We start from the raw sequence: 16807 nt of genomic DNA, 5'->3' as shown, positions 1-16807 counted from the left end.
AGTGGAGTAGCCTCTTGTTTTTAGTAAGGCTGATTTTGGCTGTTTGTTTTGGGAGAATCCTTACTTCTTTGTGATTAAAATTGTGATATCTTCAATTTAACTGGTTTTTAATATGAATATGCATTCAATTCTGTGTTTTTTTATAGTATATACTTAATAAAGTCTTTATCTTTGAGACTATGAAAGAAGTAGCATGCCTTATGAAGGCATGTTTTAGTAATTTTATTCTGTTTTTGGAATAATTTTTGCTAATCATAAATAGAGTTAAATGTTATACTAACAAGATAGTACCCGTGTTTTATGAAATTAGTTTTAAAAAATCCCGATAGTTTTGTCAACGCTCGATTGAATATTCGAGCGGCATTAGTGCCTTGTAAGGATTCTTTTTGGCATTATCATTCGCAGTATGAATTGTTATATATCTCTGAAAGCAGTGGGGTACGTTTTGTAGGTGATAATGTTTCTCATTTTTTACCTGGGGACTTGGTTTTGGTTGGGCCATTCTTGCCTCATTTATGGCGTAATGATCCTTCTTATTATGATGAAGATGAAGATGCTCACGTAAAAACGATTATATTAAAATTCACCAAAAATTTTTTAGGAGAAGGTACTTTTAGTAATCCCGAATTTTCAGCTATTAACCATATGTTGGAACAATCTAAATTTGGTGTTTCATTTGGGAAAAATGTAAGCGATGAACTGCATGATGATTTGATAGAAATTGTCGATTTATCTCCAGCAGAACAATCGATTAAACTATTAAGTTTGTTACATCGATTGTCGTTGTCTGAAACCAAGGAAGTGTTGTCATCTTCTGATATGAGTCAATTAGCAACTGACGATTCGGGTCGATTGGATACGGTAATTAAATATATATCAGATAATTATGCTAATTATATTAGTTTGAGTCAGGTTTCTGATATTGCTTGTATGACAACTAATTCATTTTGTCGTTTTTTCAAGAAAATGACCAACAAATCTTTCACAGAGTTTTTGAATGAAGTTCGCATTCGTAATGCTTCGCGTTTATTGGTACAAGAAGATTTACCGATTTCTGAAGTAAGTCATATGGTAGGATATAAATCAATAACCAACTTTAATAAACAGTTTAAACACATCATGGGAAGCACACCAAAGAGTTATAAGTATACTATGTAAAAGTCTGATGGTGTAGTTTTTTAAATTAAGTAAAGATCTAGAGATAGTTGTTAATTATACCAGTTGTTGCAATCTTTTTTGTTGTTAATAGGGATTTAAAATTGAGTTGATTTTTGTCAGTTTTAAAAAGGGTATAGTTTTTAATAAGGGTAATTTTTATTTTGTTTAGGATAAAATAGGCCTTATTGTGCTGTCGTTTTGTTTGTAAATTTATTAATTATTAAACCGATTAATTTTTAAATTATGAAACGAATTATTTTAGTTTTTATATTACTAATGACAGCTACCGCAACATTTGCTCAAGACAAATGGCAACAAAAACAAATCGATTATTTTGTTGATTCGGCAGTTAAAGAATTTGGACTAACCGAAAATCAGAAAAAAGATCTGATGACACTGCGTACTACAGTAGTGATGGCTTACGTAAATTCAGCAGGAAAATTAAAAAATGGAGAAATTACTGCTGATGAGAAAAAAGAAATAGGTCAGCAAGCTTCAAGAGACTTTAATAGTGCTATGTCTAAAATGACTGGTAAGTCGTATGCTGAATTACAACCGTTTTTTCAGAAAATGCAAGAAGAAATGAAGAATGTTAAGTAAATAAGCTTTTTACTTTATAAGCAAAATATTTTTAAATCATCAGGTGTAGACTACACTCAAAATCTCAAATAAATCTATATTTAATTTTGAAAATGAAGAGCTCGATATTGTGTCGGGCTCATTCCTTATAACTTTCATTTATCAGGATTTTTGTTTGTGAACTTAATTATAGCAGAATCCATTTGTATGATAAGATTGGGAATATAGTGCAAATACTAACTTTAGTCGTATGTTGAGTGATAAGTAATTTAGTATCCATTGAATTAACTGAATATTTCCTGTGTAAAGGAGGATTTTGTATTTCCCAGAAACAAGTTTTGGATGAAAAGGAAACCTTTCAGCTCGTTGAAATTAATGACTTAGAATCCAAAATCGACAAACGACCTTGGTTTGTATATTGAGGTTAAGAATCAAAAATAATAAGACAGATTGTTATATACAAACTAAATGTCATGAAAAAAAGCACAACCATAATACTCTTTTTATTTTTAATAAACTTAGGTTTTTCACAAGTAGGTTCTCCCTTACCCGAGTTTAGAAATGAAGCAGATTTTTTTACTGATAGTTCCGGAAAGTATCCTGCAGCACCCTCTTCACAAAGAATAACTTTGGTTTATAATCCTGCAACAGGAGATGATTCTCCGGCTCTGCAAACGGCTATTAATACCCTGACTAACCTGACGGTGATGGTAAATGGTGAAAACCTTAAAGGTGGAGTTATTACCATTCCTGCTGGAACATGGGAATTCAACGAAATTCAACTCAAATCAGATGTTCATTTGGTATTCGATCCTTTGGCGATTGTAAAACCTTATGATGCTGTCTCTCCTACCAATCCTCAAATTCCTAATATGTCTATTTTTCGTATTGGCTATACAGGAGTATTGTCAGAGAATGTGAGTATCAGGGCTTCAAGCGGACAATTTAAAGTTGATTTAACTCATTTAGATAAAGAAACCAGAATTACACCATTTAATGTTAAAGAAGCAAAGAATTTTATGGTAGCTGATTGTTTTGTAGATGATAATGGTACTATACATGCAGCGCTGAATTGTTCAGCAAGTAAGAGAAACAATATTTGGGCAGGTCCCGTTAAAGGTTTGGTTAAAAATCTAACCATTATAAATGGACATGGCGGTTATGGCGTTGTGCAAGTAAGAACTGGTGAGAAGTTGCTTTTTAAGAATTTAACTTCTTTAAGAGGTGGTGTTACTCTTAGGCTTGAAAGTGACGATGTAAGTGCTTCAGGAGGTGTGATTCCTCAGGAAGTGGCTAAGATGTCTGAAATATTTGGATATAATATAAAATGTACTGATGGGAATGCTGCTGTTATGTTGCAACCTTGGAGTGCTGTAAATGGATGGATTGATATACAAAAAATAGAAGCCACTGGATGTATGGCAGCCGTGCGTATTGACAAAGCGTTCGACAAAGTGTCTCCTTTTGTAGGAGTTGGTTTTTTTGATTCATCTTCGAGAATAACTGATATTACCTCCGCTTATGGAATCAATGCCCATGTCAAACAAGGTATATTTCCATGGGTGCCTTGTAAGTTAAGAACCAATCCGGAAATATTAAGACCAAATCCGATTCCTAATATGGAAACATTTTATCTTGGGCCATCGGTAGCTCCATTGCTTTATCGAGCAAGTACCACCGGTGGGGCAGTGGGTGACGGATATTACAGTATAAATGTTCCAACCGAAAATGAACTTAAGACTAATGCTTCAGGTTTTGATTGGTCAATTTCTTTGGTAATTTCAAGAGATGATAATCAGGTAAATACCAGCAACTGTCCTCCGGCATTGGCGGTAAATACTTTCGAAATTGATAATAATTTAAAAATGTATCCAAATCCTTTTAAAAGTGATGATGAATTTTTGGCTATTGATTTGGCGGGTATTTCAGATGTTGCAATAGCGATTTATGATATGTCAGGTAAAATGGTTTATGCGAATGATTTTAAAGGAAAGTCAAGGGTCGAAATCAATCTTCCACAATTAAATTTAGCCAAAGGAACTTATTTGGTAAATGCAAAAAGTGGAACTACTAAGGTGAGTAAAAAAATAGTGATTTTATAAGTCTTCTTCTTGGAAGTAAGTATTTGAATCCCGTGAAAATTAAAATTTGTTTTGGTTTTTTACGGGATTTTTTTTGGCGTAGCTAAAAAGGTAAAATAGAACTAGATAAGGGTAAAATGATAAGATTTATTTGTTCGTTGTTTTCTTTTATTTGTTAGCTATGTTTTTAGTTGTCAGTGTGTTAGTTGTTTTTTTTAAATGAATATAGAAGTAATGGATAGAGATTTGAATAAAAGAGGTGTTTTTTTTAAAGTTGTTTTTGGAATTGTTATGCTAACATTAGTGAATTGTAGCAAGTCCAAAGAAGATGCTCAGGTAATTGACGTTATTAAGGATCCGGTAGTTGTTGATCCTGTACCAAATCCTAATGCACCATTATCGGATCAAAAAAACACAGGAGAATGGGTTTTGAATGAAGAAATGAGTGATGAATTTGATGGTGCAGTTTTGGATGAAACCAAATGGCATATTCAAGGGAAAGGAGGCGTTTATCAGTCTAATTTTATTGGAAGAGCGCCTTCACAGTTTTCAACAAACAATGTTCGAGTTGAAAAGGGAATGTTGAAATTAGAAACTCGTTGGGAGCCTACTTTTAATTTTTCGACCAAATTAGATAATGGTGTGAAATATGAAAACATTACCACTGCTGCTATCATTTCTAAAAAGGAATTTACTTATGGTTATTTGGAAGTAAAGTCAAAAGCGGCAGATTGTGAGATAACAAGTTCTTTTTGGGCAACTGGTTCCAATGTAGAGTTTGATTTTTTTGAAATGTTTGGCGACCACAAACAGCCTAGTAAGGAAGCAGCTGGTAAAGAACGTGAACTTTGGTGGTCCATCCACGATTGGACTAGTGCAGGTGCTGGTAGAACAACCTATACAGAGTCTCACGACTTAGGGTTTAGAGTAGCAGCAGCCTTTCATGTTTATGGATTTGAGTGGAGTGCTGATGGGGTTAAAATCTATATTGATGGGAAATTATTTAGAGATGTGTCTAGAGCAACAATTAATGCTTATGATGATGTTGCAAAGCAAAATGGAGGTAATGGAGCCAATGAAAATTTTGTAATCACTAAGCCATTGAAAATTTGGTTTGACCAAGAAACCTTTCCTTGGCATGGAGTTCCTGATTCCAAAGAAGAGGTCGGAGGAAACGGTACTATCGATTTTGAAATCGAGTATTTGAGAATTTGGCAAAAAAAGAAGTAAATACTATCGGGGTAATATAGTACTGAAACCTGATAAAATACATTGTTTTTTATTAGAAATATTGTGTTTAGTTTGTATTACTGCTAGTTTTTTACCGTAAAAGGTGAAGATTAGATCTTGTTTTTTAGACAACTATGTATCAAATATGCAGAATAAAAATAATTATTGACCTATTATAGATAAAATGAAAAGACTATTAAACCAAACCAAGTTGGCTTTTATGAGCCTGTTTTTAATATCAACGATGCCGATAGTGGCACAAGCAACAAAACCAAATATCTTGGTTGTCCTTTGTGATGATTTAGGGTATGCCGATGTAGGATTTAATGGTTCTAAAGATATTATCACTCCAGAATTAGATAAACTAGCAAAGAGCGGAACTATTTTTTCGTCAGCTTATGTGGCGCATCCTTTTTGTGGGCCAAGTAGAGCGGCTTTGATGACAGGACGTTATCCACATGAATTTGGAGCTCCTTACAACCTTCCTGATGTGGGTATGAATTTAAAAGATGGTATTCCTGTTCAAGAAACATATATTAGTGATGTCATGCAAAAAGCAGGATATTATACCAGTGCAATAGGAAAATGGCATTTAGGTTATGGAGTGCCTTTTCATCCAAATAGCAGAGGTTTTGATGATTTTTATGGTTTCCTTGGAGGTGGTCATAAATATTTCCCAGCAGATTATAAAGCGCAGTATGATGCACAGGTGAAAAATGGGAATAAAAACATTCATGCTTATTTAACGCCTTTATTGCATAACAATACCGTTGTTGAAGAAACAGAATACATGACGGATGCTCTTTCGAGAGAAGCGGTTCGTGTGGTTAAAGAAGCTAAAGAAAAGAAGAAGCCGTTCTTTATGTATTTAGCGTACAATGCGCCTCATGTTCCATTAGAAGCTAAGGCAGAAGATTTGAAAGTTTTTGAAAACATCAAAGACAACGACCGTAGAACGTATGCTGCCATGGTTTATGCCGTAGATAGAGGTGTAGGGGAAATTGTAAAAACACTGAAGGAAACAAAGCAATATGAGAATACTTTAATCATTTTCTTAAGTGATAATGGTGGAAATATCGAACATGGAGCAAATAACTATCCGTTAAGAGGAACAAAAGGAGATACTTATGAAGGTGGGTATCGTGTACCAATGTTCTTCCATTGGCCAAATAAAGTACCAGCTGGTAAACGTATTGATTATGCTGTTTCGGCAATTGATTTTTATCCAACTTTTGCAAAATTAGCTGGGGCAACGATTCCTGCCGGAAAAAAAATAGATGGTAAGGATATTTGGTCTAACCTATTAGCTGGAAAAAATACACATAAGGATGATATGATTTATGCGGTTCGCTACCGTGCAGGTTTCTCAGATGTTGGAGCAAGGAAAGATGATTTTAAAATTGTAAAAGCGGGTGGTCCAAATAGCAAATGGAGATTATTTGATGTAAAAAACGACCCAAATGAATCTAAAGATTTGAGTGCTAAGTATCCTGAACTAATGAAAAAAATGGTAGAAGAAACTCAGAAATGGAGTGAAACGCATATAACACCGCTTTGGTTTGATAATAAAAAAGGAGAAGAAATGTGGTTTAGTACTAATATGCCAAATTACGATAAGGCTTTTAAGCTTGATTAATATTGTATTTTAAAACAAATAGAACTAAGAATTGAATTAATATTTTTTTGATTATTAATTAATAAATAATAGTCCCATGGTTAGATGCTGGAAGAAGCATTCTTATCATGGGATTTTTTTTGTCTTTGTTTTGCGCTAGGGGTAAAATAGGCTAAGTAGTGGGTAAGTTTTATTAATCATCTATATGGATATTTTACTTTCTTTGTTTTAAGGATTTGTTGTTAAAATACTGATTGTGTTATTGATAGTAGATTTAATGTTGGATAAAAATATTGATAATTAAAAAATGAGCTAAAATGTTGGTTTATTATGTAGTGTCAGTTTTTGCATTTTAAAAAGTTGTTTTGTTTATAATTAAGAAGGTTAGACGTAAAAAAAGAAAAATTTGATTTTAGTTTCAGAAAATATTAAAAAGAATCTTAAAGTTTCAATTACAGTTTTGTTTTTGTTATTACAGGTTTCTTTTTTTGCACAGTCTGCTAAAAAAGTTTCTGTAATTGGGAATTATAAAAATTGGAAATGGGACAGTGTTTTTGTTGCTAAAAATAAATATATAAGTTTGGCGGTTGTGCCTAAGGCAGGAGGAAGGATTCTTGAATATAATTTAGGAGAAATAGCTTCACTTTGGGTAAATCCAGAAATGCTGGGTAAATCCTTTATGTCATCCGATGAAGTTAAAAAAGAAGAATGGCGCAATTTTGGCGGATATAGAATAGTACCGATTCCGATTTCTAATTGTGCAGTTGGTGTTGGTGGAGAAAAAATAAAACGTTGGCCTCCTCCGGCTATTTTAGGAGATAGTCCGTATTCTGCGAAAATAAGTAATGAAAATGGGGAGGATTTTATAGAAGTGGCATCTGGGATTCAAAAACTACCTGTTCCTTCTTTTGACTTTAAATCACAATCATTTGTTTATCCTGAAAAGATTGATGAAGAGTTGCAGTATAAGCGGAGGCTGAGAATAGAAGAGAATAGTAGTTTGGTTTATATTGAGCATATGATTTTTAACAGAGGTAATGAAGCTGTAAAACGTGGTATAATGTCCTCAAGTCAGCATATTTCAAGAAGCAATCCAGAACTAACAGATGGAAAGAATTTTTGTGTTTATATTCCATTTGATAAAAAGTATAGGTTACCAAATGGGGACCAATATGAAATAACAGGTACTGCAGAGACAAGATGGCAATTTGTAAACAGAAACCGAAAGTCTTTGGATAAAAACAATCCTGAACATGTTAAATTGTATTATAATAATGGAACGAATTGGACTGGAGAAGTGGCTCCTGGTGTTTTTGAAATCCATTATGATTATGATTTGATGAGTGGTTTTCATATGATTTCATCTGATTCTTGGGTGAGTTATGTCAATAAATTAAATAATACCGCTTTTGTAAAAATATTGGAGCCTTATAATAGTAAATTAGAGTATGAAGATGGCACGAATCTTTCAATTTACAACAGTGCACTGTCAAGCGGATATTTAGAGACCGAAGTTCGAACTCCAATTTATTCTATTAATCCAGGGGCATATGCTTCATATACAGAGATTCATGCAGCAGCAAAGATTGCTTCTGTACCTGTTTTATCGGTAAATAGGTCTGGTATTATTACGCGAAAAATGAATTTCAACGGAGCAACTAAAAGATTAAGCGGTCAGTTTGGTGTGTTTTTTGAAGGAGTTGCGGTGTTGCAACTATTAGATGGTTCAGAAAAAAAAGTAAAAGAAATTGTCTTGGAAGATGTAAATCCTTTGAAAGCTTTCTTGTTCGATATAAAGTTGAATAATAGTTCTGAAGTCGCAAATGTTTTACTTCAGATTAAAGATAGAAATAATAATTATCATCTATTGGATAGCGCAGTTGTTGTAAATAAATAAAGTAGTTAAAAATAAATTCAAATAAATAAATAAGATGAAATATCCATTTAGTCATATTGGAATTCCTACTAAGGAGGAGAAAAATTGGGATGGTTTTTATGAGCCAGGAAAAATACATTTTACTGATTTTTCAAAAGATGAGTATGGTGTTGAATGGGTAAAGTTTGACGCTGATAGCCCAATGCCTGAGATGATGCGTACCATTCCACATGTAGCTTATTTGGTTGATAATATGGAAGAAGCATTAGAAGGGAAAGAAATTTTAGTACCTACTTTTTCTCCAGCAGAAGGAGTTCGTGTGGCATTCATTGTTCATAATGGTTCGCCTGTTGAATTTTTGGAGGTTAAAGAATAATTAGAGAAATGAAAAAAGGATTTTTTATTATTTGTGCACTTTTGCCATTACTTCAGTTACAAGCGCAAAAAGCTAAAACTGTATTGCCGCTTTCAGACCCAAACAATACGGGGAAATGGATACTGAATACAGAAGTGAGTGATGAGTTTGATGGGCCAACGTTAAATGAAGATAGATGGTATGTAGTTGGGAAGTTTGAAAATGGAAAGCCAGTTTATAAACATCCTGATTTTCCAAATAAAAATGTTTGGATAGGACGTGCTCCTTCTCAGTTTTCGGGAAGAAATTATAGACTTGAAAATGGGAAATTAATTCTTGAAACACGTTGGGAGCCTGATTTTCCGTTTAGCGATAAATTAGACAAGCCATGGGGGAAAGACAATACAAGAAGTAAATTCGAAAATTTGACAACAGCTTGTTTGATAGGGAGAAAATTTTTCCAATACGGTTATATGGAAATTAAAAGTAAAGCTGCCGATGCTGAAATCACCAGTGCTTTTTGGGCGATGGGACAAGGGTTGGAATTGGATATTTTTGAGCACTTTGGAGATCATAGACAACCTAATAAATTAAAGCTTGATAAAGAATTGTGGTGGTCTATTCACGATTGGACAGTAAAAGGTAATAATAGCGTTTATACCGAACATCACATTTTAGATTTTAGAGTAGCCGATGGTTTTCATACTTACGGTTTAGAATGGGATGAAAATGGAATTAAATATTTTATAGATGGAAAACTTTTTACAGAAGCGTCTAAAGAAAAGATTGATGAATGGGCAAAAGCTAAAGGTTTTGAAAAAGGATATGTAGTTACTAAGCCAATTTCAATTTGGTTGGATCAAGAAACATTCCCTTGGCATGGCGTTCCTGATAGTAAAGAAGATTTAGAATTGAATAGCCCAGAAGGAAAAAAGGACGATGGCGTAGTTGATTTCGAAATTGAATATGTACGTGTTTGGCAAAAAAAGAACAAATAATTAAACAACAAATAAAACAATTAACACTAAAAAATTTAGATTATGAAAAAAATTATTGTAGCATTTTTAATGATGGTTTCTGTGGGAGCTTTTGCTCAAAACAAAACTCAAGAAAAGAAGATTAAGTATTTTGTTGAAGCGGCGACTAAAGAATTTAATTTAGATGCAAAGCAGTCAAATGAATTATTGGACGCTCGTAACAATTACATCACAGGATATATGGATGTGATGGCGCAAGTGAAAAGCGGTGAAGTATCTCAAGAGGATAAGCAAAATAAATTAAATGAAGTGAATAAAAAATTTAATGATGTTTTTAGTAAAATTACAGGAAAACCATTAAGTGAACTTCAGCCATTTTTTAGTAGAATGCGTGAAGAATTACAAAATATCTAGTATTTTTTATTTTTTGAACTAAAGACAAAAAAGCAAAATCCATTGGTTATTTACTTTTGTTAGTTTTAATCGATGGATTTTATTGCTTTTTAGGAGTTTGTCTAGTTTTTTGTCATTTTGTTTTCTCGGTATTTAGTTGTTTATTTTATAGTATTGCTTTTTAATAGTTATTTAAGTCTGTTGATATGAAAAGAATCTTTCTTTTTTTAAGTTTTATGATGTTGGTTTCCAATGTTGTTTTTTCTCAAAACGATTGGGAAAATGAAATAGTGTTTGAAAAAAACAAGATGCAAGCCAGAGTACCTTCTTATTCCTTTAAAAACGAAAAGGATGCCTTAGAAGGAAATAGAGATAGATCCCGTATAAAGTCATTAAACGGAATTTGGAAATTCAATTTTGTAGATAAATCTGAAGATCGTCCTACCGATTTTATGACGGCTTCTTTTAGTGGAAATAAAAATTGGAATGATATTGAAGTGCCTTCTAACTGGGAAATGAAAGGCTACGGACAGCCTATTTATACGAATATAGTATATCCTTTTACTCCCAATATTTTGGATGCAACTTTAAAATATGATTGGAGAGGGCCACAACCTCCATTACCTCCAAAAATTTATAGAGATAATCCTGTAGGAAGTTATTATAGAGATTTTGAAGTGCCAGCTGATTGGAATAATCAATCTGTAATTTTGCATTTTGGTGGTGTTACATCAGCCTTTTATCTTTGGGTAAATGGCAAAGAAGTAGGGTATAGTCAAGGAAGTTGTTTGGCTGCCGAATTTGATATTACAAAATATTTAAAGCCAGGTAAAAATAGAGTGGCTTTACAAGTCTTTCGTTATAGTGACGGAAGTTACTTAGAGGATCAAGATATGTGGCGATTGAGCGGTATTCACCGTGAAGTGTATTTGATGGCACAACCTAAAATAGCATTAAATGATTTCTTTGTGCGAACAAAATTCGATAACAATTATCAAGATGCTAAACTAGAAATTCGTCCTTTGCTATGGGTTCAAGAAGACGAAGCCAAACTTAAAGGGTATACGATTACGGCTCAATTGTATGATGCTGCTAATAATAAAGTTTTGGCTAAGCCTCTATCTGTAGAGGTGGAAAAAGTGTATAAAGAAAGATGGCCAGCTAGAGATATTACCAAGTTTGCTTTCATGGAAGCGATGATTCGCAGTCCACGCAAATGGTCTGCTGAAGATCCTTATTTGTATAAATTAGTATTTAATGTTGTGGATGCTAATGGTCAAGTAGTAGAATCTAGAAGTAAAAAAATAGGTTTCAGAAAAATTGAATTCAGTAAAAAGAATGAATTATTGGTAAATGGGAAAGTGGTTAAAATTATGGGGGTAAACCGCCATGATCACCATCCTACTCGCGGAAAAGCCTTAACTCACGATGATTTAAGAGAAGATATTGAGACCTTGAAGAAATTCAATTTTAATGCAGTTCGAACTTCGCATTATCCAAACGACCCTTATTTTTATGAGTTATGCAATGAATATGGTCTGTATGTAATGGATGAGGCTAATATTGAAGCACATCATTTAGGAAGTTATATTCCGCAACAGCCTACTTGGGCAGCACCAATTTTGACTAGAATTATCCGAATGGTCGAAAGAGACAAGAACGAACCTTGTGTTATTTCATGGTCATTGGGTAACGAAAGTGGAACAGGACCAGCTTTTGCAGCTGCGGCAGGATGGGTAAAAGATTTTGATCCGTCAAGATTTATTCATTATGAAGGAGCACAAGGAGATCCTGAAGATCCACATTATGTGGAAGGTGTGGCTAATGAAATCAATAAATGGCCTACTTATGCTAATCCTGATGATAAAAATTATGTGGATGTATTGAGTAGAATGTATCCTGACTTATCGCAATTAGTGAGTATGTCTGATAATGCGCATATTACGCGACCAATTATTATGTGTGAATACATGCATGCTATGGGGAATTCTATTGGTGGATTAGTGGATATTTGGGACGAAATACGAGCAAGACCTAACTTAATAGGAGGTTTTATTTGGGATATGAAAGACCAAGGATTAGTTAAAAAAGATGCTAATGGTAAAGATTTTTATGCTTATGGTGGTGACTTTGGAGATATTCCTAATGATGGTAACTTTTGTATCAACGGTGTTTTTGCACCTGATTTAAGTCCAAATCCTCATGCTTGGGAATGTAAATTTATGTTTCAACCAGTAGTTTTTGAAGGGGCTGATGTTAAGAATTCAGTAGTTAGAATCTCAAACCGTTTTTCTTTTTCAAACTTAAAGGAATATGAAATTCGTTGGGAAGTTGCTGAAAATGGCAAAACAATACAATCGGGTGTTTTGCCTCAAATAGAATTAGAAGCTGGAGCGTCAAGAACGGTTAAATTGCCAATAAAAGGAATTCGTTTCAATGATAGTTCAGAGTATTTTATTCGTATGTCATTGCATGAAAAAACAGATCGTTTGTGGTGCAAAAAAGGATTTGAAGTGGCTAAAAATCAATTCGTTCTTCAGTCTAAAATAACAACTCCCGTTTTAGTTTCAAATGTAAAAGATAAAGTAATTTCTAGTGAGACAGCTAATGAAGTGGTGGTAAATGGAAAGTCATTCTCAGTGGTGATTTCTAAATTGAATGGAGAGTTGACTTCATATAAAGTAAAAGGCGAAGAGCAAGTATTTGCTCCTTTAAAATTGAATATGACTCGTCCTACCGTTGATAATGATATAAGAGGAGCTAATAGTAGAAGTTTTTCTAAATCACGAGAGTTTTGGGCAGATCTTCCAAGTCGTCTTAAAACTTCTGATGTAGTAGTGAATAATGAAGGGAATTCTGTAAAAATTTTGGTGAAACAAAACCTAGAAGCTAAAGTGAAGTTGGATAAAATTTATACGATTTCAAATGATGGAACGATTAATTTCAAACTTGAAATGGATGCTGATAAAAACTTACCAGATTTAATTCGTTTTGGAGTGACAATGGGGGTTTCTGATTCCTATAAAAACACGACTTATTACGGAAATGGACCGTGGGAAAACTATAGTGACCGTAAGGCTAGTGCCGAAGTAGGAGAATATAGTTTAAAAACGGATGCTGTATTTTATAATTATATATTCCCTCAAGAAAACGGAAACCATACGGATACCAGATGGTTGAAATTGAGTGCTAGTACTAAATCTGGATTGCAAGTTACAGGAAGTCCGTTGTTTGGATTTTCTATCTGGCCTTATGCTGCGGAGAATATCAACAAAGCTAGGCATCCTTATGATTTAAATCCACAAGGGTTTTATACGCTAAATCTTGATTTGGTTCAGTTGTCTTTAGGGGGAACTTTGTCAAATCGATTGCCACAGTATTTATTAAAATCGGGTAAGTATAGTTTTGAATTCAATTTATCCGCATTGAAACAGTAATATTCATTTGTTATTTGGTTTTTTTAAATTGTCCGAAATCCGTTCGTTTATGCGAACGGATTTTTTTATTCCTATATGTTTTACCTCTGTTTGAGTATGAATTGATTCATTTAAGGGTAAATATGGATTAGTACTAGGTAATTTTTGAATAGAAATAAAGATGCTCTAGAGGTAACTTTGTAAGAATCAATAATCGGATTTTTTTAATTATGAGTACTAAAAGCTTTATTAGTGTTGATTGGGGAACTTCAAATTTGCGTTTGAGATTAGTGTCAGTTCCTTCTTTGACAATAGTTGAAGAAGTTGTTTCTCCAAGGGGAATCAAAACCGTTTACAACGAATGGTTGGCTTCTGGAGAAGAAAAGGAGTTATATTTTTTAAACTTTTTAAAAGTTCAAATCGATAACTTCAAGACTACTATACCTTCTGATTTACAAGTTGTTATTTCTGGAATGGCATCATCGAGTATTGGTTTAAGAGAATTACCTTATTCAAACTTGCCTTTTAAAACAAATGGTAAATCATTACATATTGAAACCATTGAATCTCCTGATTTTCCGTACACCATTAAATTGATTTCAGGTGTAAAGTCGGATTCTGATGTTATTCGAGGAGAAGAAGTAGAAATCATTGGTTTGGTGACTGAGAAGGATAAAAAGAAAACAGTGGTTTTTATCACGCCAGGAACACATAGTAAACATGTCGTTTGTGATAAAGGAGTTGTTACTGATTTTTATACCTACATGACTGGTGAAGTTTTTAGTGTGATTTCTGAGCATACTATTTTAAAAGCTTCCATTGAAAAATCAGATTTTGATGCTTCCGTTTTAGCTTCTTTTGAAGAAGGGGTTTTGAAGTCGATGGAAGGAAAATCACTATTAAATACCTTTTTTAAGGTACGTACAAATACCCTTTTTAAAGAGAAGAACAATCTTGAGAATTACTATTATTTGAGTGGTTTGTTGATAGGTAGTGAGTTGAAAACCTTAGAGGAAATCGACTGTGATTATATCAAATTATGTGCAGGAGGAAAATTATTCGAGCTGTATCATAGAGCCATTTCGATTTTAGGTTTGGTTTCAAAAACCAAAGTAATACAAGCCGATGTAGTAGATACTTCCGTAGTGAAAGGACAATGGAATATTATTAAAAACCAATTATAGAAAAATAAGATGGGAACAAATTATAAAGAAGAGTTGTTTGATAAAATGCCTATTGTAGGGATTCTGAGAAATGTTTCTTTGGAAGTAATCGAGGAAATTTTGCCCTATTATAAAAAAGCAGGATTGACGACTCTTGAAATCACCATGAATTCGGCTAATGCATGTGATATCATCAAATCGATTGCAGAAAATCATTCTGATATTAATGTGGGAGCAGGTACTGTTTGTACGATGGCCGACTTAATGAAGGCTTTGGATGCAGGGGCAACTTTCATTGTAACGCCTATTATGGATGTCGATGTGATGCATTATTGCAAAAGTCATAATGTGCCTATTTTTCCAGGTGCTTTCACACCTTTGGAAATATACAATGCTAATAAACTAGGTGCAACAGCAGTTAAAATATTTCCAGCTACACAATTAGGAGCAGGTTATGTTAAGGATGTTTTGGCGCCTTTAAATACGATAAAATTGTTACCTACTGGAGGTGTAGCCTTAGATAATATTCAGTCTTTTTTCCAAGCTGGAGCAATTGGAGTAGGAATGGGAGGTTCGTTGTTTGATAAGAAAATGATGGATGCCAAAGACTATGATGCACTATACAATCATTTTAAAAGCATTTGTGATAAGGTTGTGGAAATTAGGTAAATAAGGTTTGTTTGTGGGTAAAATTTAACCATGAATAATGGCTTAAAGTAATAATTTTACTAAAGAGTGATTTTGTAAATAAATAGAAATAGTGAAAGAGGTTTTATCACTTCTTTTTGATTTAAATAGAAATATAATGGTAATTGAAAAAATTGAAACGTTTGTATTGAGAGATGTACTTTCTCAAAGCTTTTTCTTTTCACAATGGGAGTATTCTGAAAGATGTATTTGTGTTGTAAAAGTAACTTGTTCAGATGGAACTTATGGCTGGGGAGAAGGATATGGTCCTGCGGCAATCTTAGAATCTGGAATTAAATTTTTAGAGCCTATGGTTGTTGGTCAAAATCCTTTAGAAAATGAGGTGATTTGGAACCGTATGTACCGTAGAACATTGGATTATGCTCGAAGAGGAATTTTAGTAGCTTCGATGAGTGCTATCGATATTGCCATCTGGGATTTAAAAGGGAAAATTTTAGGACAATCTGTTTCTACTCTATTAGGTGGTGTACATAGAACTAAAATCCAACCTTATGCAACAGGTTTGTATTTTACCTGTCATGATAATCCATCCAAAGACTTTGAAGCAGAAGCAAGATTATACGTTTCTCAAGGATTCAAAGCGATGAAAATGAAAGTTGGTTTAGGTATCAAAGCTGACGTTGAAAACGTACGTAAAATGAGAGAAATCATTGGTGACGATGTTCAACTGATGGTCGATTCTAATCATGCTTATACTTTGAGAGAAGCAATTGAGTTGTGTAGAAAGATTGAAAAGTACGATATTAGCTGGTTTGAAGAACCTATATCTCCTGAGTTTTACGAACAATATCATGAATTGAGACAAAAAACTTCTATTCCGATTTCAGGTGGAGAATGTGAATATTTGCGTTTTGGTTTCCAACAATTAATTCAAAATAAATCGGTAGATATTTTACAACCAGATATTTGCTCTAGTGGAGGTCTTACTGAAGCAAAACGTATTTCAGCTTTGGCCACAGCCAATGGTTTAGATATTATTCCTCATACTTGGGGAACAGCTATCGGAATTCATGTTGCTTTGCATTTTATTGCTAATTTAGAGCAGATTCCAGGAAGAATGTACAAACCTAATTTCTTGATGGAATACGATCAAACAGAAAACGGACTTCGTGAAAAATTAACCTTCCCTTCGATTGTAATGAAGGACGGTTTTATTGATGTTCCTACTCGTCCAGGTTTAGGTATTGATGTGAATGAAGATGTCTTAATGGAGTATTGTATCTCTAAAAATTTAAAAAAAGTAACACACTAAGAAA

Annotated in this window: 13 protein-coding genes; all 13 read left to right on the top strand. The window is 33.6% G+C overall.

What is annotated here, in order from left to right:
• Positions 1-300 precede the first annotated feature (300 nt).
• The 13 genes from SLW70_RS15760 (at position 301) to SLW70_RS15700 (ending at position 16803) form a co-directional block, all read left to right on the top strand.
• Entirely contained in the window at positions 301-1158 is an 858-nt protein-coding gene (locus SLW70_RS15760) for an AraC family transcriptional regulator (RefSeq protein WP_320889611.1), read from the top strand.
• 243 nt (positions 1159-1401) lie between these two features.
• Complete coding sequence (locus tag SLW70_RS15755; RefSeq protein ID WP_320889610.1) at positions 1402-1758, top strand: hypothetical protein; 357 nt, start codon at positions 1402-1404, stop codon at positions 1756-1758.
• Between the two features lie 452 nt (positions 1759-2210).
• Positions 2211-3839 carry a T9SS type A sorting domain-containing protein gene (locus tag SLW70_RS15750; protein ID WP_320889608.1) on the top strand — a complete coding sequence of 543 codons (1629 nt, stop codon included), beginning with the start codon at positions 2211-2213 and terminating at the stop codon, positions 3837-3839.
• 198 nt (positions 3840-4037) lie between these two features.
• Positions 4038-5048, top strand: coding sequence for a family 16 glycosylhydrolase (locus tag SLW70_RS15745; RefSeq protein ID WP_320889606.1), 1011 nt, complete (start codon positions 4038-4040; stop codon positions 5046-5048).
• 184 nt (positions 5049-5232) lie between these two features.
• Complete coding sequence (locus tag SLW70_RS15740; protein ID WP_320889605.1) at positions 5233-6684, top strand: sulfatase; 1452 nt, start codon at positions 5233-5235, stop codon at positions 6682-6684.
• A 385-nt stretch (positions 6685-7069) separates the two neighbouring features.
• Positions 7070-8560 (top strand): hypothetical protein, encoded by a 1491-nt coding sequence (locus tag SLW70_RS15735; RefSeq protein WP_320889603.1) that lies wholly within the window; start codon positions 7070-7072, stop codon positions 8558-8560.
• A 34-nt stretch (positions 8561-8594) separates the two neighbouring features.
• The gene (locus SLW70_RS15730) at positions 8595-8915 is read left to right on the top strand and encodes a hypothetical protein (protein ID WP_320889602.1); all 321 of its coding nucleotides are present in this window, start codon (positions 8595-8597) and stop codon (positions 8913-8915) included.
• Between the two features lie 8 nt (positions 8916-8923).
• A complete protein-coding gene (locus tag SLW70_RS15725) occupies positions 8924-9892 on the top strand; it encodes a family 16 glycosylhydrolase (RefSeq protein ID WP_320889601.1) in 969 nt (322 codons plus the stop codon).
• 42 nt (positions 9893-9934) lie between these two features.
• Positions 9935-10285 carry a hypothetical protein gene (locus SLW70_RS15720; protein WP_320889600.1) on the top strand — a complete coding sequence of 117 codons (351 nt, stop codon included), beginning with the start codon at positions 9935-9937 and terminating at the stop codon, positions 10283-10285.
• 185 nt (positions 10286-10470) lie between these two features.
• Positions 10471-13701, top strand: coding sequence for a glycoside hydrolase family 2 TIM barrel-domain containing protein (locus SLW70_RS15715; RefSeq protein WP_320889599.1), 3231 nt, complete (start codon positions 10471-10473; stop codon positions 13699-13701).
• Between the two features lie 209 nt (positions 13702-13910).
• A complete protein-coding gene (locus SLW70_RS15710; protein WP_320889597.1) occupies positions 13911-14864 on the top strand; it encodes a 2-dehydro-3-deoxygalactonokinase in 954 nt (317 codons plus the stop codon).
• 9 nt (positions 14865-14873) lie between these two features.
• The gene (locus tag SLW70_RS15705) at positions 14874-15512 is read left to right on the top strand and encodes a bifunctional 4-hydroxy-2-oxoglutarate aldolase/2-dehydro-3-deoxy-phosphogluconate aldolase (RefSeq protein ID WP_320889596.1); all 639 of its coding nucleotides are present in this window, start codon (positions 14874-14876) and stop codon (positions 15510-15512) included.
• Between the two features lie 136 nt (positions 15513-15648).
• Positions 15649-16803, top strand: a complete 1155-nt coding sequence (locus SLW70_RS15700) for a mandelate racemase/muconate lactonizing enzyme family protein (RefSeq protein WP_320889594.1) — start codon at positions 15649-15651, stop codon at positions 16801-16803.
• The last annotated feature ends 4 nt before the right edge of the window (positions 16804-16807 follow it).

The organism is Flavobacterium sp. NG2 (assembly GCF_034119845.1).
In the GTDB taxonomy this organism is placed as follows: Bacteria; Bacteroidota; Bacteroidia; order Flavobacteriales; family Flavobacteriaceae; genus Flavobacterium.
Note: the sequence above shows the minus strand (reverse complement) of the source record. Positions and strands in the feature narration are given on the sequence as shown.

What these genes read in the sequence shown, in the direction of transcription:
- SLW70_RS15760 (WP_320889611.1), top strand. Translation starts at nt 301, where the DNA reads ATGAAATTAGTTTTAAAAAATCCCGATAGTTTTGTCAACGCTCGATTG.
- SLW70_RS15755 (WP_320889610.1), top strand. Translation starts at nt 1,402, where the DNA reads ATGAAACGAATTATTTTAGTTTTTATATTACTAATGACAGCTACCGCA.
- SLW70_RS15750 (WP_320889608.1), top strand. Translation starts at nt 2,211, where the DNA reads ATGAAAAAAAGCACAACCATAATACTCTTTTTATTTTTAATAAACTTA.
- SLW70_RS15745 (WP_320889606.1), top strand. Translation starts at nt 4,038, where the DNA reads ATGAATATAGAAGTAATGGATAGAGATTTGAATAAAAGAGGTGTTTTT.
- SLW70_RS15740 (WP_320889605.1), top strand. Translation starts at nt 5,233, where the DNA reads ATGAAAAGACTATTAAACCAAACCAAGTTGGCTTTTATGAGCCTGTTT.
- SLW70_RS15730 (WP_320889602.1), top strand. Translation starts at nt 8,595, where the DNA reads ATGAAATATCCATTTAGTCATATTGGAATTCCTACTAAGGAGGAGAAA.
- SLW70_RS15725 (WP_320889601.1), top strand. Translation starts at nt 8,924, where the DNA reads ATGAAAAAAGGATTTTTTATTATTTGTGCACTTTTGCCATTACTTCAG.
- SLW70_RS15720 (WP_320889600.1), top strand. Translation starts at nt 9,935, where the DNA reads ATGAAAAAAATTATTGTAGCATTTTTAATGATGGTTTCTGTGGGAGCT.
- SLW70_RS15715 (WP_320889599.1), top strand. Translation starts at nt 10,471, where the DNA reads ATGAAAAGAATCTTTCTTTTTTTAAGTTTTATGATGTTGGTTTCCAAT.
- SLW70_RS15710 (WP_320889597.1), top strand. Translation starts at nt 13,911, where the DNA reads ATGAGTACTAAAAGCTTTATTAGTGTTGATTGGGGAACTTCAAATTTG.
- SLW70_RS15705 (WP_320889596.1), top strand. Translation starts at nt 14,874, where the DNA reads ATGGGAACAAATTATAAAGAAGAGTTGTTTGATAAAATGCCTATTGTA.
- SLW70_RS15700 (WP_320889594.1), top strand. Translation starts at nt 15,649, where the DNA reads ATGGTAATTGAAAAAATTGAAACGTTTGTATTGAGAGATGTACTTTCT.